The 17,770-nt window shown below is 66.9% G+C and carries 16 protein-coding genes and 2 pseudogenes; 4 read left to right on the forward strand and 14 right to left on the reverse strand.

All coding sequences use genetic code 11. The annotated features are described in order from the left end of the window. Positions 1 to 11: 11 nt before the first annotated feature. Positions 12 to 98, forward strand: a pseudogene (locus FDW81_RS18335) (disulfide bond formation protein DsbA); the annotation flags it as partial. A gap of 330 nt (positions 99 to 428) precedes the next feature. Here the strand turns inward: FDW81_RS18335 and FDW81_RS04385 are convergent. Next, a complete protein-coding gene (locus FDW81_RS04385) occupies positions 429 to 1,178 on the reverse strand; it encodes a 3-hydroxybutyrate dehydrogenase (RefSeq protein WP_138132926.1) in 750 nt (249 codons plus the stop codon). A 47-nt stretch (positions 1,179 to 1,225) separates the two neighbouring features. Then, positions 1,226 to 2,611: an MFS transporter gene (locus tag FDW81_RS04390; protein ID WP_138132927.1), complete on the reverse strand. Its 1,386-nt coding sequence runs from the start codon at positions 2,609 to 2,611 to the stop codon at positions 1,226 to 1,228. 126 nt (positions 2,612 to 2,737) lie between these two features. Here FDW81_RS04390 and FDW81_RS04395 point away from each other — a divergent pair, with 126 nt between their 5' ends. After that, positions 2,738 to 3,634: a LysR family transcriptional regulator gene (locus FDW81_RS04395; RefSeq protein WP_138132928.1), complete on the forward strand. Its 897-nt coding sequence runs from the start codon at positions 2,738 to 2,740 to the stop codon at positions 3,632 to 3,634. Here FDW81_RS04395 and FDW81_RS04400 read toward each other — a convergent pair. The 11 genes from FDW81_RS04400 to FDW81_RS04450 form a co-directional block, all read right to left on the reverse strand. After that, positions 3,631 to 4,554, reverse strand: coding sequence for a spermidine synthase (locus tag FDW81_RS04400; RefSeq protein WP_138132929.1), 924 nt, complete (start codon positions 4,552 to 4,554; stop codon positions 3,631 to 3,633). The genes FDW81_RS04395 and FDW81_RS04400 overlap by 4 nt on opposite strands. Positions 4,555 to 4,601: 47 nt before the next feature. Further along, positions 4,602 to 6,140: a D-glycero-beta-D-manno-heptose 1-phosphate adenylyltransferase gene (gene rfaE2, locus FDW81_RS04405; protein WP_138132930.1), complete on the reverse strand. Its 1,539-nt coding sequence runs from the start codon at positions 6,138 to 6,140 to the stop codon at positions 4,602 to 4,604. Then, positions 6,137 to 7,564, reverse strand: coding sequence for an aldehyde dehydrogenase (locus tag FDW81_RS04410; RefSeq protein ID WP_138132931.1), 1,428 nt, complete (start codon positions 7,562 to 7,564; stop codon positions 6,137 to 6,139). Before FDW81_RS04410 ends, rfaE2 begins: the two co-directional genes overlap by 4 nt. A 42-nt stretch (positions 7,565 to 7,606) precedes the next feature. Further along, positions 7,607 to 8,323: an SDR family oxidoreductase gene (locus FDW81_RS04415; RefSeq protein ID WP_138132932.1), complete on the reverse strand. Its 717-nt coding sequence runs from the start codon at positions 8,321 to 8,323 to the stop codon at positions 7,607 to 7,609. Between the two features lie 73 nt (positions 8,324 to 8,396). After that, positions 8,397 to 9,947 (reverse strand): PfkB family carbohydrate kinase, encoded by a 1,551-nt coding sequence (locus FDW81_RS04420; RefSeq protein WP_138132933.1) that lies wholly within the window; start codon positions 9,945 to 9,947, stop codon positions 8,397 to 8,399. Beyond that, positions 9,944 to 10,654: an SIS domain-containing protein gene (locus tag FDW81_RS04425; RefSeq protein WP_138132934.1), complete on the reverse strand. Its 711-nt coding sequence runs from the start codon at positions 10,652 to 10,654 to the stop codon at positions 9,944 to 9,946. Before FDW81_RS04425 ends, FDW81_RS04420 begins: the two co-directional genes overlap by 4 nt. Further along, positions 10,651 to 11,904 carry a glycosyltransferase gene (locus FDW81_RS04430; RefSeq protein ID WP_138132935.1) on the reverse strand — a complete coding sequence of 418 codons (1,254 nt, stop codon included), beginning with the start codon at positions 11,902 to 11,904 and terminating at the stop codon, positions 10,651 to 10,653. Before FDW81_RS04430 ends, FDW81_RS04425 begins: the two co-directional genes overlap by 4 nt. Next, positions 11,901 to 12,935, reverse strand: coding sequence for a glycosyltransferase (locus FDW81_RS04435; protein ID WP_138132936.1), 1,035 nt, complete (start codon positions 12,933 to 12,935; stop codon positions 11,901 to 11,903). The genes FDW81_RS04430 and FDW81_RS04435 overlap by 4 nt, the downstream gene beginning before the upstream one ends. Further along, a complete protein-coding gene (locus FDW81_RS04440; RefSeq protein WP_138132937.1) occupies positions 12,932 to 14,020 on the reverse strand; it encodes a glycosyltransferase family 9 protein in 1,089 nt (362 codons plus the stop codon). Before FDW81_RS04440 ends, FDW81_RS04435 begins: the two co-directional genes overlap by 4 nt. Beyond that, complete coding sequence (locus FDW81_RS04445; protein WP_138132938.1) at positions 14,020 to 14,556, reverse strand: HAD-IIIA family hydrolase; 537 nt, start codon at positions 14,554 to 14,556, stop codon at positions 14,020 to 14,022. Before FDW81_RS04445 ends, FDW81_RS04440 begins: the two co-directional genes overlap by 1 nt. Positions 14,557 to 14,733: 177 nt before the next feature. Further along, entirely contained in the window at positions 14,734 to 15,684 is a 951-nt protein-coding gene (locus FDW81_RS04450; protein WP_138132939.1) for a sigma-70 family RNA polymerase sigma factor, read from the reverse strand. A gap of 145 nt (positions 15,685 to 15,829) precedes the next feature. On the opposite strand from FDW81_RS04450, the gene FDW81_RS04455 reads away from it, so the two are divergent. After that, positions 15,830 to 16,876, forward strand: coding sequence for an NAD-dependent epimerase/dehydratase family protein (locus FDW81_RS04455; protein WP_138132940.1), 1,047 nt, complete (start codon positions 15,830 to 15,832; stop codon positions 16,874 to 16,876). Positions 16,877 to 16,904: 28 nt separating this feature from the next. On the opposite strand, the gene FDW81_RS04460 is transcribed toward FDW81_RS04455, so the two are convergent. Further along, on the reverse strand, positions 16,905 to 17,351 hold the full coding sequence (locus tag FDW81_RS04460) for a hypothetical protein (protein WP_138132941.1): 447 nt from the start codon (positions 17,349 to 17,351) through the stop codon (positions 16,905 to 16,907). A gap of 188 nt (positions 17,352 to 17,539) precedes the next feature. Here FDW81_RS04460 and FDW81_RS04465 point away from each other — a divergent pair. Next, positions 17,540 to 17,770 (forward strand): annotated as a pseudogene (locus tag FDW81_RS04465) (hypothetical protein); the annotation flags it as partial.

Genomic DNA, 17,770 nt, shown 5'->3' on the forward strand with positions numbered 1-17,770 from the left:
CCGGTACATCCGGCGTCACCGGCACGCCTACCTTCTTCCTTGACGGGGAGAAGCTGACCCCGAACAGCGAAGGCCAGTTCAGGCAGCTGCTCCACGACGGGGCGCTGGCCTTAGCGTCATTCTCGGTTCTTCAAATGGTCACCACATGTCTTGGGCAGTGCCTCATATCTCTAGGGATTCAAGGGGCGTATTCACCATTAGTTATGAGACACGTCGGAGCAGCCCGTGACGTAGGTGATCGGCTACCGGCGCGTTTTCCACGTGACAGCAGTCCGGGTGACCAGCAGCACACGGATTTTCTGGCCCCCGGAGTCCGAGGAGATAACCCTCTACGTTGATGATTGTGTGTTTGAGGCGCGAAGTTTTCGTCTGAATACGACGCCCCGGCCGCCGTATCCGAACAAATGACCTAGTAAGGGCGGGACGGGCTACCGCGCGGACCAGCCGCCGTCCATGGTGTAGCTGGCGCCGGTAACCATCCCGGCCTTGTCCGAGGCCAGCCAGGCAACCAGGGACGCTACCTCCTCAGGCTCCACAAGCCGCTTGATGGCGGACTCGGTCAGCATCACCTTGGTGAGCACCTCTGACTCGGGAATGCCGTGCACCTGCGCCTGGTCGGCCAGCTGCTTCTCTACCAGCGCCGTCCGCACGTAGCCCGGGTTGATGCAGTTGGACGTCACGCCGTGGTCCCCGCCCTCCAGTGCCGTCACCTTGCTCAGCCCCTCCAGGCCGTGCTTCGCCGAAACATAGGCGCTCTTGAACGGCGAGGCCCGTATCCCGTGCACCGAGGACAGGTTGATGATGCGGCCAAACCCGTTGTTGTACATGTGCGGCAGGGCTGCCCGGATCAGCAGAAACGGCGCCTCCAGCATGAGGGTGATGATCCGGCGGAAGTCTGCAGGATCAAAGTCCTCGATGGGGCTGATCCGCTGGATCCCGGCGTTATTCACCAGGATGTTGCAGTCCAGGTTCAGGGCGGCGAGCGAGTCCACATCCAGCAGATCCACAGCCCAAGCGGTGCCGCCCACCTCATCGGCGAGCGCAGCGGCGCCAGCGGAGTCGACGTCGGCCACCACCACCTTCGCCCCGCGCGCTGCCAGCTCACGGACACAGGCAGCGCCTATTCCGCTCGCACCGCCGGTGACCAGGGCCTTGCGCCCGTTCAAATTGTGTTCCATCGCAGTTCTCTCCTTTGTGCTCCCGAAAGGTCCAACGGTCAAGCAGCTCAGCGTCTGGCGGCGGCGGGGAGCAGCCCTTCCCGGGCGGCGTCGGCCTTGTCCACTTCCTCCAGGGCGATGCCCTTGGTTTCGCGCAGGCTCAGCACAGCCACCGAGGTGACGGCGCAGGCCACCACCAGGTAGATGGCGGTGGGCACCCAGGATCCAGTGTCCTTGAGCCATTGTGTAGCCAGCAGCGGGGCGAGGGAACCGGCGAAGATGGACGTCACCTGCGAGCCGAGGGAGACGCCGGAATAGCGCATCCGGGTGGGGAACAGCTCGGCCATGGCGGCTGGCTGGCCCGCGTACATGAAGGCGTGCAGGCACAATCCGATGGTCACCGCGGCCACGATGACAAAGGCGTTGCGGGTGTCGAACATCGGGAAGGCAAAGAACGGCCAGACTGCTCCGGAAATGGCTCCGATCAGGTAGACGGGCTTGCGGCCCAGCGAGTCCACCAGGCGGCCCACCTGCAGGATGACCAGGAAGTGGATGACGTGGGCAATCAGCAGCGCCAGCAGCAGTGAGGAAGTGTCGTACTTGTGCACGCTCTTGAGGTAGACAATCGCGAAGCTGACCACCAGGTAGTACATGATGTTTTCACCGAAACGCAGGCCCATCGCCTGCAGGATGCCCTTGGGGTACTTGCGGACCACCTCGAACACGCCGTAGCTCACGGCCTGCTCCTTCTCCACCAGGGCCTTGGCCTCGAGGAAGATGGGCGCCTCGCTCACGTGCATGCGAATGTAGTAGCCCACGAACACGATCACGGCAGAGAGCCAGAACGCCACGCGCCAGCCCCAGCTGAGGAAGGCATCACTGCCGAGCACGGAGGACATGATGAACAGCACCAGCGTGGCCAGCAGGTTGCCGACAGGTACTGCCGCCTGGGGCCAGCTGGACCAGAAGCCGCGGGATGCGTTGGGGCTGTGCTCGGCAACCAGCAGGACAGCGCCGCCCCATTCACCGCCCAGCGCGAAACCCTGGATGAAGCGCAGCGCCACCAGCAGGGCAGGTGCCAGGTAGCCGATCTCGGCAAATCCCGGCAGGCAGCCCATCAGGAAGGTTGCCACGCCCACGATGACGATGGTGAGCTGCAGCGTTGGCTTACGGCCCAGCCTGTCGCCGATCTGGCCGAACACGATGCCGCCGAGGGGACGCGCCACGAACCCGACAGCGTAGGTGATGAACGCCTGGATAATGCCGTCCAGCTCGTTTCCGGTGGCCGGGAAGAAGTACTTGCCGAACACCAGGGTTGCGGCGGTGGCATAGAGGAAGAATTCATACCACTCCACCACCGTCCCCACCATGGAGGCGGCGACGATTTTCTTCAGTCCCGATCCTTTGGCTGCAGCTCCGGCGGGTTCGTTCGCGTGGCGTTGCTCTACACTCACTGGTTCTCCTCAGTGTCCACATCGACACGTGCTGCGATCTACAGCACCAACTCCCCCTGAGTATTGCTGCACAAACATGCTGCATCAATAACCAAACAGGCACCCGTTGTGTGCAGAATTGCAGATATGAAGGCGAACCCCGATGATTTGCTGGTACTCCTCGCGGTGTCCCGTTCCGCGAAATTTACGACGGCGGCCCAGGCCTTGGGCCTGAACCACACCACTGTCTCACGCCGGATAGCCGCCCTGGAGAAAGCACTTGGCGGACGGGTGCTGGCGCGCGCCACCGGCGGATGGGAGCTCACCGACCTGGGTGCCCAGGCTGTGCAGGTGGCCGAACAGGTGGAAGCTGTGGTGGGAACGCTGGGAGCTGGCGGCCAGGCACCGGACCCAATTACCGGCGTCGTCCGCATGACCGCGACTGACGGATTCAGCGCCTACATCGCCGCCCCGGCCGTTGCCCGCCTGCGGCGCAACCACCCCGGATTAAGCGTGGAGGTGGTGACCATGACCCGGCGGGCGCTGCAGCAGCGCTCCGGGCTGGACATCGAAGTGGTGGTGGGCGAACCGCAGGTGCATCGGGCCGAGGCGATCCGACTGGGTGAGTACATGTTGGGGATGTACGCCTCGCGGGCCTACCTCGCCGAGCATGGAACCCCGGCCACGGTTGCCGAACTTAACGAACATCCGCTGGTCTACTTCGTGGATTCGATGCTGCAGGTGGATGACCTGGATGCGCCCCGGCGGCTGGTGCCCGCCATGCGGGACGCGCTCACGTCCACGAACGTCTTTGTCCATGTGGAGGCAACCAGGGCCGGTGCCGGCATCGGATTCCTGCCCTGCTTCATGGGCGACCTGCACGAGGACCTGGTCCGGCTGCTCCCCGGGGAGATCGCCGAACTGCTCCCCTACTGGATGGTGCTCCGGCCGGACTCGCTGCGGCGCCCGGCCGTCGCAGCCGTGGTGCAGGCGCTGCGGGACCAGATGGCCACGCACCGGGAAAAACTGCTGGGCCGGGGTTAGGCCACCGCCGGCGGGTCATGGCGCACCGGCGCTCCGGCGGCGAAGGCACGGACCTGCCCGTCATCCCACAGATGGGCGGGAACAGCGCCGCCCAGCAGCCTCCGGGCCAGCTGCGGGTCCTCCCCCAAAGGGACATCGCTACCGGCCATCACCATGTTTCCGTAGCGCCGGCCCTTCAGCATTGCGGGGTCGGCGATGATGACGGTGTGCTTGAAGGAGGCCGCGATGGTGGCGGCGTCCTCCCTGGCATTCTTCAGGTCCGGTGCGTCCCCCGAGTTGACCACGTAGAGCCCGCCGGGGGCCAGGACCCGTTTGACGTGCTGGTTGAATTCCGCCGTCGTCAGAGGACGCGGGGTCACGGCACCTGCGAAGACGTCCCGGATGATGAAGTCCCGGCTCCCGGCCGTCAGGGTCTCCGTCACTTCCCGGGCCTCCCCTACCCGGATCCGCAGCAGGGGGGCCTTCGGCAGGTTGAACCAGCCGCGCACATACTCGGCCAGTTTGCCGTCCAGCTCCACCACCACCTGGCGTGCGTCCGGGTAGACGGCCAAGAAATACCGGGCCATGGAGCAGGCGCCGCCGCCCAGGTGCAGGCCACGCAGCTTGTGGCCGGCACTTGGGGCGGCGCCTGAAGGAATGCCCGACGGCGGCCAGCGGGACTCGATCAGTGCCGCCATCCAGCGCATGTACTCAAAGTCGAGGAACAGCGGGTCCGCAAGGTCAATGTGTGAGCTCATCACGCCATTGATCTTCAACAGCCAGCCAGTGGAGTTGTCCTGGTCCGCGATCAGCTCGCAGTCGCCGGTGTCGATGTAGTAGACACCCTCAACAGGACCCACGGGCCTGCCTCCCCTGGGGACGTCCACCGCACCCGTTGCCGGACGGCTCGCACGGCCCCCCGACTTTCCGCGCTTCGCCATGACCCGTGCCCCGCTCCAGTCCGTGCAGCCAGTTCAAAGGTTCAACACTAGTTGGTGGGGACCGCCCCTTCGCCCTGCCGGATCCTGTTCACCACCGCCGTGGTGGACCGTTCAGCAACGTAGTCCAGGATGGCAACCCGGCCGCCGTACTCCTCCACGGCCGGGGTCTCGGCCAGCATTTCCGGCGTGTAGTCCCCGCCCTTGGCGTAGACCTCGGGCCGGAGCTGCCGGATCAGGGGCGCGGCGGTGGGGGTGTCGAAAACCGTCACGTAATCCACGCAGCTCAAGGCAGCCACCACGGCGGCCCTGTCCGCGACGTTGTTGATGGGCCGGCCCGCGCCCTTGAGCCGCCGCACCGACTCGTCGCTGTTGAGCGCCACCACCAGCACGTCGCCCAGCTGTTTGGCCTGGTTGAGGTATCGGGTGTGGCCGCTGTGCAGCACATCGAAGCAGCCGTTGGTCAGCACGATCCGCTGGTCCTGGGACCGGTGCAGTTCCAGCTGCCGTTCCAGTTCGTCGGCCCCCAAGGCGGTGTCCGCGAAGGCCTTGAGGTACCGGCTCAACTGGGCGGTGCTGCACACGGAGGTGCCCGGCTGGTGCACCACTACGTCGGCCGCCGACTGTGCCAAATCCAGGCTGGCTGTCAGCGGCAGGCCCGCAGCGCGTCCCAGTGTCAACGCAGCCACGAAGGTGTCCCCGGCTCCTGACGCCTGTTTTTCAGCGGCCGGCCGGGCCCACGTCCGGTGCCGCACGCCGTCGGGGGTCAGCAAGACGGTTCCGTCGCGGTCCAGCGTGACCACCACCGCCCGGGCTCCGGTGGCTTCCAGCAACTGCTCAACATGTGCGCCTACGGCTGCCACCCGCTCCTGCCCGTCAGGAAGGCGCAGGTCCAGCATCCGGCCAGTTTCCTGGGCGTTGGGCGTCACCAGGTCAGGCCGCAGCGGCGCCCAGGGGCGGGGGTCATGCGAATCGACCACCACCAGCGGTCGCGCTTCCGACCCCGCGGGGCCGCTGCCCGCCAGGGCGTCCACCAGTCCGGCGCGCACAGGGTCGGCCAGCACACCGGTGCCGTAATCGCACACCATCACCGCGTCCTGGTTTTCGACGGCGGCGCGCACCGAGGCTGCCAGTTCCGCCAGCGCTTCGGCCGGCACCGACTTGGCCGAATCATCGATGCGGAGCATCACCTGCCCCCCGCTGCTGATCCGGATCTTGGTGGTGGTCACCATATCCGGGTGGTCCAGCAGGTAGGTGACATCGATCCCGGCCGCAACCAGCTGGTTCCGCAGGTCCACCCCGGCGTCGTCCCTGCCGATAATGCCGGCAACAGACACGCGGGCTCCGAGGGCGGCCAGGTTCATGGCTGTATTCGCTGCACCACCGGGTACCGACTCGCGGGTCTGCACGTCCACCACTGGGGCGGGTGCCTCACGGCAGAGCCGCTCGATGGTGCCGCTCCACCAACCGTCCAGCATCACGTCCCCGAGCACCAGGATGGCGGGTTGCTCTGCTGCCAGCCGCCCGGGCAGCCACTCCGACAGCGCTCGCTGGGTGGAGAGGTCGATGGGTTCCGGGGACGTGCTCATGCCTGGTCCTGTTCTTCGGCAGCAGCCGGCGGCGCGGCAATGTGCACCACTTTCACCCGGCTGAACTCGTCCAGGAGCTCCGGTCCGTAACCGAAGCCGGCCCCGCTTTCACCGCGCGGCTGGGCGGCACCGCCCGGCGCCCCGCCGAAGACCTCGTTGATCTTCACGGTTCCCACCGGAAGGGCTGCCACCGCCTGCTGGATGTGGGCAATGTTGCCCGAAAGGACTGTGGCGGCGAGGCCGTATTTGCCGCTGCACGCCAGCCGCAGGCCGTCGTCGAACGATTTCACTACCTGCACCGGGGCAACCGGGCCGAACGTCTCCTCCGTCATGACGTCCATCCGCTCAGTACAGCCCACCAGGACCGTGGCCGGGTAGAAGGAGCCCGGCCCGTCCGGAAGGGCGCCGCCCTCCACCGCGTGCGCGCCCTGGTTCAGGGCATCGGTCACGTGGGCGTGCACCGCGTCCCGCATCCGCAGGTCCACGAGCGGCGCCACCGTGCCGTTGCCGTTGCGAAGCGCCGCCTCCGCTTCCAGGGCAGCGCAGAACTCCTTGGCGATGGCCTCGTGGACGTAGATCCGTTCCACCGCCACGCAGATCTGGCCGCTGTTGCTGAAAGCACCGATGGCAGCCTGCTCCGCCGCCCATACGGGATCGACGTCGCGGTCCACCAGGAGCGGATCGTTTCCGCCGTTTTCCCGGATGACGTGGGCTCCGGTCAAAGCCCCTGCCCTGGCGATGCGGGCGCCGGCAGCACTGGATCCCACATGCGCGATGACGTCCACCTCGGACTGGGCAAGAAGCGCGCCCACTCCGGCTCCTCCGGAAAGAGTCTGGAACACCCCGGCCGGGAAGGCAGGCGCCAGGACCTCGCCCAATGCCTCGCCAAGACGAGGGCAGCGCTCGCTGGGCTTGTGGATGACTGTGTTTCCGGTGACCAGCGCGGCACCGATCAGCCCGCAGGCCACGGCAACGGGATCGTTCCACGGGGTCAGCAGGGCAGCCACCCCCCGCGGCTCCGCCACCGTGTAGTCAGAAGCGAGCCGGTTGCCCCTCAGGCTGAGGCCGCGGTGCACAGGGCCGAGCTCCGCGTACTGCTCAAGGGTGGAAACTCCGGCGCCAATCCCCGCGAGGGATTCCTCCACCGGCCGCCCGGTTTCACTGGCGTTCAGCTCTGCCAGTTTCTGCGCTGCGGCGTCAAGCGCCCGCGCGGCCGAACGGAGCGCGGCGCCGCGCTCAGCCGGTGGAGTGGAAGCCCACTGCTCCGCAGCGCTCCGGGCAACTTCCACCGAGCGGGCCACGGCGTCCGGTCCGGCCTCGGGCACGGTCCAGAGGACATCGCCGCTGCGCGGGTTCCGGATGGTAATTCCGGGCTCCCCGGCGGATTCCAGGGATGTGGTTGTTTCGATGGCAGTCGTAGGCATGGTGTTCCTCCCGTCGTTTTCCGGTCTGGTGGTTGTCCGCCTTTAGGGCCAGGAGCCCTCTTCCTCGTGGCAAATCAGCATTTCGCGGACCTCGCAGCCCTTCGGCTGCGACAGGGCGAACAGGATGGCCTGTGCTGTGTTGGCGGGGTCATTGAGGCGTGAATCGTCCTGCGGCTTGTACTGCTCGGTGCGGTCGTCAAAGAAGCGCGTCTTCATGCCGCCCGGGATCATGGTGGTGACGCCGATTTCGCCGCCGGTCTCAGCCGCGAGAGCGTGGCTGAAGCCCACAACCCCGAACTTGGAGGCGCAGTAGGCGGTGGCGTCGGACACGGCCCGTTTGCCAAGCGTGGATGCGACCGTGATGACCCGGCCGTGGCTTGCCTTGAGGTAGGGAAGGGCTGCGCGGACCACGGACACCGTGCCCATGAGGTTCACCCCGATGACCTTCTCCCACTCAGTGGCTTCAACGTCCGCGAGCTTGCCGCAGCGGTCGATGCCGGCAGCCGTCACCACGGCTTCAAGCCCGCCCAGAGACTCGGCGGCTTCCCTGACGGCGGCTTCGACAGCCGCACGGTCCGCCACATCCACTTCGAACGCCTTCACGGCGGAAACGCTGCTGATATCGCGGTCCAGCACCACCGGGGTGCCGCCGGCCTTAAGCACGGCGTCGACGACGGCGGCCCCCAGTCCGGAGGCACCTCCCGTTACAAGCACGCGGCCGGGGTTGGTGGATGCAGGCACATTCACTTCTGCAGTCATGGTGTTCCTTTCAATGGGGAAAACAAAAAAACTTGCATAGCGGAGGTGGGCGTACGGTCAGCCCACCCGTCAGTCAGCTGACCTTGGCCAGGGCGTCGGCCAGGCCCGTGGTGGAGCGGGCAGGGTGGTACGGGACGGTGAGGCAGCGCCCGCCCCACTTCTCCACCAGGTCGGCCTCTGGCAGGCGGGCACCTTTGTAGTCCCCGCCCTTGACCCAGAAGTCGGGACGAAGGCGTTCCAGGGCAGCCTCCGGGGTGTCTTCATCGAAGATCATCACCGCGTCCACGCATTCCATCGCCAGCAGCAGTTCGGCCCTGTCCTGCTGGCCGATGATGGGACGCTCCGGGCCTTTGAGCCGGCGCACCGAGTCGTCCGAGTTCAGGCAGACGATCAGGCAGTCCCCCAGTTCGCGGGCCGCCGCCAGGGACCGGACATGGCCTGCGTGCAGCAGGTCGAAGCACCCGCCCGTGGCCACCACCTTGCCGCCGCCGTCCCGCACCGCGCGGGCCAGCAGCAATGGCTCAGTGGTACGGCGCTTTCCGCCCGCCTGGCCCCCGGGCTTCGTGCCGAGCACCTGCGGGTCAGCCGGGTCCGGCAAAGCGGACACCCCGCCGCTGGCCAGGAAGTCGGCCGCGTCATGGACTGCCAGCCTGGCGGCCTCCTCGAGGTCACGGCCGGCAAGGAGGTGTACGGCGAGGCTTGCTGCCAGCCGGTCGCCTGCCCCGCAGGGGTCACCTGCTTCCACCCGCGGTGCCGGAACAGCGTGTGGGGAGGCACGGTCCTTGCGCAGCAGCACTGCCCCCTGCTCGCCTTTGGTCACCAGGACGGCCTGGCTCTGCCAGCGCTCCAGCAGGATCCGGCCAGCGTGCGCAGCCAGGTCCTGCGGGTCCTGGCTCTCCCCGGCCGGAACGTCCCGGCCCTTGATGCTGGAGACCGAAGCCTGCCCGCGGACCGGTTCCTTGGATTCGGGGGCCTCCACGCCTCCCGGGCCGGCCGGCGCTGGCTGGCCGGCCGCTGCTGGCTGGCCGGCCGGTGCTGGCTGGGCACTCACGGCCTGGGCAGCCTTCGCCGCCTCGGCCAGGTTGGGCGTGACCACGGCAACACCTGGTACCGGCTCCGGCCCGGCAGGGTGCGGGTCCCAGATGACGGGCACGTCGACTGCAAGCCGGGCCAGAAGGTCCCGGAGCTGGGGATTGGCGGCGAGGCCCCTGCCGTAGTCGGCAACAATGATCACGCCCGCCTTCTCGACAGCGCGCAGCATGGCCGGGCTGACGTCCGGGACGGGGGCCTTTTCACAACCCTGGTCGAAGCGGACCACGGGATGCGATCCGGCCCTGACGCGGGTCTTGACCGGTGATGCATGCCCGCTGGGACCGGACACAAGGCGCACTCCGGCGAGCTGCGCTTCCAGCTGCCGGCCGGCGTCGTCATCACCCAGGACAGTCACCAGTGTGACGGGCCAGCCGTCCCCCGCCAGCATCCGGGCCACCAGGCCCGCACCGCCGGCGCGCCGCTTGACGCCGGAAACATCCACCACGGGGACAGGGGCATCGGGGCTGAGCCGGGTTGCCTCGCCGGACAGGTCCACGTCCAGCATCACATCGCCCACCACTACGATCCTCATGCCCGGCCTCCCCGCTTCTGCAATCCTGCGTCGACGGCGCTGCGCCGGCCCACTTCCAGGTCGAAGGCACGGCACATGGCGTGCAGGGCGATCAGGTGCCCCTCCTGCGCGTTGGCGCTGAGGGCGTCGACCATCACGGCTTCGTCGCAGGCCTCGGTCAAAGGATTGGGGCCGACGCCGGTGAGCGCCCAGGTGGTGATGTTCAGTTTCGCGGCTGCTTCGGCAGCCCGCAGCAGGTTGGGGCTTTTGCCACTGGTGGACAGCAGCATGAGCACGTCTCCGGAACGGCCGTGGGCGCGCACCTGGCGGGCGAAGACTTCGTCGTAGCCGTAGTCGTTGGCGATTGCCGTAACCGCCGACGATTCGGCGTGCAACGAGATCGCCGAGAACGGGACCCGCTCGCCGTCGAACCTGCCCACCAGCTCCGCGGTGAGGTGCTGGGCTTCCGCCGCTGAGCCCCCGTTGCCGGCGGCAAGCAGACGCTGCCCGCGGAGGAGTCGCTGGGCGAGCTCCACTCCCCAGGCGGCCAGGAGGCCGGACTGGCTGCGAAGCGAATCCAGGGCCGGCACCACATTGTCAAGATGGGTCTGGACAATATCCGCGCTGGCGGGATCCGCAAAGCCGGAACCGGGCAGAACGCCGGGCAGCGCCGGTGCCGTGGCCAAAGCCGGCAGGTCGGCTTCACGAAGGGTCCATTCTGCAGTCACAGTGCCGCTCCTTCCATCGGGGCAACGCCGGCAGGGGCACCGGCCACCGCCAGCTGATAGGCCTTCTCGGTTTCCGCGGCCACCCTGTCCCAGGAATACCGGGTCTGGGCACGCAGTTTGCCTGCATTGCCCAGCTCCGCCCGCAGGTCGGGGTTCCCGAACAGCAGGGCCAGGGCTGAGGCGATGGCCTCAGGGTCGCGGGGCGGTACGTGCAGCCCGGTTCCGTGGTCAACCACGGTGTCACGGAGACCGCCGACGGCGGCAGCCACCACGGGCACACCGCATGCCATTGCTTCCAGCGGGACAATTCCGAATGGCTCATACCAGGGTGCACACACCACGGCGTCGGCGCTGCGGAAGATCCCGGGCATCTCACCGCGGGACACCTGGCCCTGCAGCCGGACCTGGTCCGCAACCCCGAGTTCGGTGGCGAGGTCCATCAGGCGCCGCACCTCGGGGTCGGCATGGAGTACGCCGGAATCCCCGCCGCCGCCCACGATCAGGAGCTCCACGTCGTCGAATCCGGCCTCACGCAGGAAGGGGAGCGCCCGGATCACCAGGTCCACTCCCTTGCGCGGGACCAGCCGTCCCACCGAAAGAACGCGGAATCGGCGCTTCCTGGAATCTGCCGGGCCGTCCGCGGAAAAAAAGCTGAGGTCCACGCCGCAGGGGGCGATGGAGATCTTTCCGGTATTGATGCCCATGGCCTTAAGCTCAAACACCTCGTCCGAACACGTGGCGATGATCCGGTCCGCTGAACGTCCCACGCCCGGCTCCAGCCAGCGCCGCTCCTGGGGGCTGGTGTCCTCCGCGCCCTGGTGCCTGCGCTTGACGGTGCCCAGCGCGTGGAAGGTCTGGATCACGGGGACCCGGTATCCGGCGTCCGGACGCCTGGCCGCGTCCATCGCAGCGAGGCCGGACATCCAGAAGTGGCCATGCACCACGTCCGGCGGCCGTTGGCTCCAGTCCCTGGCCACTCCGTCAGCGAGATCACCCATGAAGGGCAGCAGTTCGTCTTTGGGAACATGTGTGGCGGGTCCTGCATCCACGTGGACCACCTCGAAGCCGCGCCCCACCCGGACCTTGGCGGGAAGCTCCGTTGCGTCCCTGCGGGTGTAGACGGTGACGTGGTGGCCGCGCCTGGCGAGCGCTTCCGACAGTGCCGCGACGTGCACGTTCTGCCCGCCGGCATCCACCCCGCCAAGGGCTGCCAGCGGGCTGGCGTGTTCGGAAATCATCGCGATTCTCATGGAGTCTTCCTCTCTCCCGCCGGGACAAGGATCCGCTCGTCCCGGCCGTCGTTACCGCCGTTCCCCGGCCGGCTGTCAAGGTCCGCCAGGAGTTCATCCCAGCGGTCCTGGAACCTGCCCAGGCCGTAGCGTTCCAGTGCCGCCTCACGGGCGGCGACACCCCGCCGTCGTGCTTCCTCCGGGTTGGCGATCAGCCGCTCCGCGCAGCGAAGCAACTCGTCGATATCGGCGGAGATGGCGCCAGCTTCCGGCGGCACCGCCCGCGGCGCTTCGGTGCTGGCAAGGGCCACCACCGGCATGCCCAGGTGCATGGCTTCCAGGAGGGACAATCCCAGGGACGTCCAGCGCATTGGGTGCACGTAGACCCGGCACCGGGCCAGTTCGCGGTGCAGTTCCTGCGTCTTCAGGTCGCCCCGGGAGGTCAGCCGGCTGGGATCAATCCCTGCGGCTGCAGCAAGGCCGTCCGTCTTCATGCCGAAGACCTGCAGCGGTGCGACGGACGCGAAGTCTGGAAGCAGGTCCGTGCCCGTGACGCGGCCGCGCCGGATCGGTTCGTTGACCACCACGCCCAGTTCCGGCAGCTCCCCGGTGTAGAGCTGACCGGGGTCCGGTATGCCATGTTCGATGACCAGGCTGCGGGCCGAGCCGTTGTCCCAGGCAAGCCTGTTGAAGTGCGTCACGTGAACGACGGGGATGCGCTGCTGGTCCGCAAGCGGGTGCCGGGCGAAGGGAAAGCCCTCCTTGGGCGTGTTGTGCTCCAGGTAGACAGCGGGCAGGTCAACGCCGGGCCGGCGGCCCAGTACTCGCGCCAGTTCCTCGATTTCCTCCGGGCGTTGAAGGACGACGGCGTCAACGGCGTCCGCGTCCAGCGTTGCCAGCTCCACTTCCCGCACTGATGCAGGCCAGTCCCTGCCGGCACGGCCAAGTCCCCAGGCCCCACCTCCCGGGAGGACGGGAAGGAGGTATTCATGACGGCCGCGGACGAAGGCGTCCGTCCAGGAACCGTGGACATGCCAGAGCAGGATTCTCATCTGTTGCGGGCCTTTCTACGGGTGCTGACATGGGTACTGAAAGAGCTCACGCCGCCTATCAGTCGTTCAACCGCTGCCACCACATCCTCGGGCGAGACGGAGGCCAGGCAGGGATGGCCGGGAACCGGGCAGACACGGGCCCGGCTCATCCTGCAGGGTGCGTTCTGGTCGCCCAGGAGCTCCAGCGGAACCCCGTAGGGTGCCCAGCGGATGGCAGGCACCACAGGGGAGAACAGGCAGGCAACGGGTGTGCCGACGGCGGCTGCAAGGTGGGCGGGTCCAGTGTTGCCCGTCACGACGGCTTCGGCGCCTGCCATGACCCCCGCAAGGGTATGGAGATCCGTGCGGCCGCCAAGGTCCAGGGCGGAAGGGCCTGCCACCGTTGCAGTCAATGAAGTTTCGCCCGGGCCGCCGGTCACCACCACGCGGTGGCCGGCACCTTGGAGGAGTTCGACGGCGGCCGCGTGGTGCAACGGCGGCCAGGCCCTGGCGGGAACTGCGGCGCCCGGGTGGACCACCACATACGGCTCTTGCCCCACCAGGTCCCGCACGTCCGGCACGGAGGCCAGGCGGAGCTTTCCGTCGTCGCCTGCCGGCAGCCGGAATCCTGCTGCCTCGGCAATGCCCAGGGCGCGTTCCGCCTCCGGCTGGTCCTCGGGGAAGTCTTCCCCCGGCTTGAGGCGCACATCGAGGAGTGACCCGGCGTAATCCGTGGAAGCTCCGGTGATGCGTTCAACCCCCGCCAGCCGCAGCAGCAGCGCCAGCGGCAGGGGCGACTGGTGGAAGGACGTGAGGATGACGGCTTCGTTGATCCTTGAATTCCGGACGTAGTCGATAAGCCTGTCGGCGTGGGGTCCGGTCATTTTGGGTGCCGGATTCATGATCCACGGGCTGTCCCAGCTGTAAACCTCCGAGACTCCCGGCAGCACTGCGGCCGCGGCTTCTCCCTGCCTGCCGCACAGCATCACGACATGGTTTGGGTTGTTCCCGTCCGGGGTCCTGCCGTTGGCCGCCGCCCTTACCGCGGGACCGGCCAAGAGGACATCGCCCATGCTGTCCAGGCGCGCCACCAGGACGCGCCCCATTAGGGCGCCTCCCGCAGCAGGACGACGGCGTCTGCGAGGTTCCGAGCAACAAGGCGGGCCCCCGCCACTTCCTCGGCCCGGGTTACCGGTGTGGGAACCAGGACTCCGGTGGCGCCGGCGGCTTCTGCGGCCCTGACGTCGGCACCGATGTCACCGATCAGCGCGGCCTCTGATTCCGCTATTCCCAGCTTCCGGCACGCGCTGTGCACCATGCCCGGCGCCGGCTTGCGGCACTCACAGCCGTCCTGGTCCGAGTGCGGGCACACTTCCCAGACATCGAAGGGCCCCAGCAGTTCGTCCACCCTGGCATTGACGCTGGCTACGTCCTCCGCGGTGATCATGCCGCGGGCGATTCCGGACTGGTTGCTGAGGACGCCGGTGGCTATGCCCTCGGAGCGCAGGGCGTCCAATACCGCTTTTGCGCCGGGCATCGGGCGGACAAGATCAGGGTCCCCGTTGTAGGGCACATCGATTACCAGGGTCCCGTCCCGGTCGAACAGGACAGCCCTGAGTTTGGAGGTTACGGAGCTTCCCATAACCTCCCTGTTCCCCACTGCTACTGCTCCTAAACAGGGCCGGACGCTTTTCTCACCTTTCGGTTGTTATTCCTTTGCCGCTCTGAACAGGCAAGATAGCGCCGCAACTGCTTCTGCTGCTCCTCCCGGCGGTACCCGGACAGCATCCTCCGGCGGCTTTCACCGGCGGACCCAGGGCTATCTGGTCCTGGCGCGCACGCCGCTCCTGCGGGCGGATCCCTGTCCTGCTGCCGCTGCTTTGCCCTGCCCACGGAGGCTTCGCAAAGATGTTCCGGACCCCGCGGCGAGATCCATTCTTTGGGCCGCGGTTGCTTCGACTCCGTCCGCTGCCGCCGGGAGGGCGCTGCTCTCAAGCCGGCGCTGCAGTTCCACCAAGACCCGGGCAAGCCGGCGCGAAACCTGCATCTGGGACATGCCCAGCCGCTTTCCCAGCTGCACCTGGGTTTCTTCGCAGAAATACCGGCGGTACAGGAGCTCCCGGTCTGGCGCATCCAGGTCCTGGATGGCGTCACGCAGGCAGGCAAGCTCCTCCAGGCGTTCCAGCGGCGTCTCCGGACACGCCAGCACCTCGCCGATGGACGGCGCGTCCGAATGGGGGTTGACCGCGTCCAGCGAGTCCGGGTGCATGCTGCTCGACGCCGAGATGGCCTCCTGTACCGCAGCCGGATCCTCCTCGAGCGCCCCTGCCAGTTCCTCCACACTCGGGTTCCTTCCCAGCGACTGGGTCAGCTCCGGCTCGGCCCGGAACATCCGGGTGCGTAAGTCCTGGATGTGCCTGGGCGGGCGGACCACCCAGGTACGGTCGCGCAGATACCGCTTCAGCTCACCGGTGATGGTGGGGGCCGCATACGCGGGGAAACTTTCCCCTTTCGACTGGTCAAAACCGCGGGCAGCCTTTACCAGTCCAAGGTAAGCCACCTGGTTCAGGTCGGCGCGTTCGCGGCCGCGGGCCTCGAAGCGGGCGGCCAGTGCCTCGGCAAGGTCCAGGTAGCCGAGGACCAGATCGTTTTCGAAGGTCTGGCGAAGCCGTCCGGCGCTACTGCCGGACGGGCTTTTTCGCGGTGTTTCTGGTTGCTGTTGGTGGACAGGCGTAGTATCCACGGCAAGTGCGGGAAAGTATTCGGGCATTGTCGTTGGTTCCCTCGGTCGGGTCCGAAAGCCTGCGGCAAGACTTAGAAGTAGGAAATCATAAGGTTGCTTATAAAACAATCCTTGGCGGTACTAGGCTCGGTGTGTACCCGGCACTGACCGTCCACGCCAAGGAGTCCTTGACATGCACATCGCCATCACGGGAGCCAGCGGAAACGCAGGAACAGCGCTGCTGCGCAGGCTGCAGGCCGAGCTGTCGGAAAAGCCTGGAAGCCTGAAGCTGACGGGGATCAGCAGGCGCCGTCCGGACACCAGCCAGGCACCCTATGCAGGCGTTAGCTGGCACACCCTGGATGTCGGGCTCGAACGCGACCGCCCCTTGCTTGCTGCCGCACTGGCCGGAGTAGATTCAGTGGTTCATCTGGCCTGGCAGATCCAGCCCAACCGGGATCTGGAGCAGTTGTACCGGACGAACGTTACGGGCACCAGGAACCTACTTGCGGCGGCGAAACGTGCCGGGGTCAAACAGGTGGTCTGCGCCTCGTCCGTGGGTGCCTACAGCAAGGCACCCAAGGATCACCGGTCGGATGAGTCCTGGCCAGCGGGAGGAATCCCCGGTTCCCACTACAGTCGGCACAAGGCGGAACAGGAGCAGGCCCTGGACGCCTTCATGGCCGCAGAGCCGGGCATCTCCGTGGCCAGGCTCCGGCCAGCCCTCATTTTCCAGCAGGACGCAGGGAGCGAAATTGGCCGGTACTTCCTGGGACCGCTCATTCCCCGGCTTTTACCGGGGAAACTGCCTATCCCACTCCTTCCGGCACCGGACAACCTCATCTTCCAGGCGGTGCATGCCGCCGATGTGGCGGAAGCGTACTGGCGGGTTATCGACCAGCGTGCCTCCGGGGCCTTCAATGTCGCCGCGGAGCCCGTGCTAACACCCCAGGAACTTGGCAGGGCCCTCGGAGCCAGCAGGATTCTGCCCGTGCCCATGGGACTGCTTCATAAGATCGTCGGCCTTGCCTGGCGGCTCCGGCTGCAGCCTACGGATTCCGGGTGGGTGGAGATGGCGGCCGGCGTCCCGGTCATGGATACCGGCCGGGCCCGCCGCGTTCTGGGCTGGGAACCGGCAATCAGCTCAACCGACGCTGTCAGGGAAGTGATTGGGGGCATGGGAACGGGGGAAGGAGTTGATCCCTCCCCCGTCTTGAAACCAAGGAAGAAAGTTTTCTAAAACCAAGGACAACCGGTTTGTCGGCGGGTCAGATGCCTGATCGGGGATTCTCTCGATCAGCATGGCTGCCTCCACCAGGATTCTCCTGGCTTGCGGCGCCGGAGTTGCCGCGGCCGCGACGTTCCCCCTGGATGTCAGGGTCAAGTTCGTCCGCTTTCCGCGTCCGCTCATTCACGTCGTCGCGGAGAGTCTTGGCCTCCGTCGCCTGCTGGTCTGCCTGCTGGCGCAGCCGAGCTGCCTCAACTTGCGCCTGCTCAGCGTCCGCACGCGCACGGGCGGCCTTGGCCTCGCGCTCGCGGGCATCAAGTTCGCGGTTCTCGGCGTCGCGGCGGATCTCGGCAGCCTTTTCGCGGTGCGCGTCATCCCGCTTCTGCTGTATCGCCTTCCGGCGCCGTCCTGTCGCGAGCAGCAGCAGCACAATAAGCACCACCGCAACAATGGCAACTATCACCCAAACCCATGGAGCTGTTTCCACGTTACCCACCACTTTCCACTTCGATGTGATCCGGCAGGCAGGCGCCTTTCCGGCCGACTCATTTGGAACCGTTTATAACTCGTTTAGCAAGGGTACTTACCTTTTATTAGTAATCATGCTTATTATTTTACGGCCAGTATTGCTGGTTCTTGATCAACAACCGGCCTTCTTGGAAAGAGAGAGCGAAGATGACAGAGAACCAATGGCCCGAGGACCCCGCTTACACGGCTCCCCCGGCCTCTACGGGAAACCCGGGTGAGCGCACCGCCACCACCTTCCCCTCCGCCGCCACTCCCCAATACGGCGAAGGCCAGCCCGGCGACACCTCCGGGTCATCCCGGAAGGAAGCGGCCAAGGAAGAAGCAGCAGACGTTGCCCGCACCGCAAAGGGATCCGCCCAGAATGTTGCGCAGACGGCC

It is taken from the genome of Pseudarthrobacter sp. NamB4 (genome assembly GCF_005796185.1).
In the GTDB taxonomy this organism is placed as follows: domain Bacteria; phylum Actinomycetota; class Actinomycetes; order Actinomycetales; family Micrococcaceae; genus Arthrobacter.

Bases quoted from the DNA above. Each gene is read 5' to 3' on its own strand.
- FDW81_RS04415 (WP_138132932.1), bottom strand. From the start codon at position 8,323: ATGACTGCAGAAGTGAATGTGCCTGCATCCACCAACCCCGGCCGCGTG.
- FDW81_RS04445 (WP_138132938.1), bottom strand. From the start codon at position 14,556: ATGGGAAGCTCCGTAACCTCCAAACTCAGGGCTGTCCTGTTCGACCGG.
- FDW81_RS04410 (WP_138132931.1), bottom strand. From the start codon at position 7,564: ATGCCTACGACTGCCATCGAAACAACCACATCCCTGGAATCCGCCGGG.
- rfaE2 (WP_138132930.1), bottom strand. From the start codon at position 6,140: ATGAGCACGTCCCCGGAACCCATCGACCTCTCCACCCAGCGAGCGCTG.
- FDW81_RS04455 (WP_138132940.1), top strand. From the start codon at position 15,830: ATGCACATCGCCATCACGGGAGCCAGCGGAAACGCAGGAACAGCGCTG.
- FDW81_RS04385 (WP_138132926.1), bottom strand. From the start codon at position 1,178: ATGGAACACAATTTGAACGGGCGCAAGGCCCTGGTCACCGGCGGTGCG.
- FDW81_RS04420 (WP_138132933.1), bottom strand. From the start codon at position 9,947: ATGAGGATCGTAGTGGTGGGCGATGTGATGCTGGACGTGGACCTGTCC.
- FDW81_RS04435 (WP_138132936.1), bottom strand. From the start codon at position 12,935: ATGAGAATCCTGCTCTGGCATGTCCACGGTTCCTGGACGGACGCCTTC.
- FDW81_RS04450 (WP_138132939.1), bottom strand. From the start codon at position 15,684: ATGCCCGAATACTTTCCCGCACTTGCCGTGGATACTACGCCTGTCCAC.
- FDW81_RS04400 (WP_138132929.1), bottom strand. From the start codon at position 4,554: ATGGCGAAGCGCGGAAAGTCGGGGGGCCGTGCGAGCCGTCCGGCAACG.
- FDW81_RS04430 (WP_138132935.1), bottom strand. From the start codon at position 11,904: ATGAGAATCGCGATGATTTCCGAACACGCCAGCCCGCTGGCAGCCCTT.
- FDW81_RS04395 (WP_138132928.1), top strand. From the start codon at position 2,738: ATGAAGGCGAACCCCGATGATTTGCTGGTACTCCTCGCGGTGTCCCGT.
- FDW81_RS04440 (WP_138132937.1), bottom strand. From the start codon at position 14,020: ATGGGGCGCGTCCTGGTGGCGCGCCTGGACAGCATGGGCGATGTCCTC.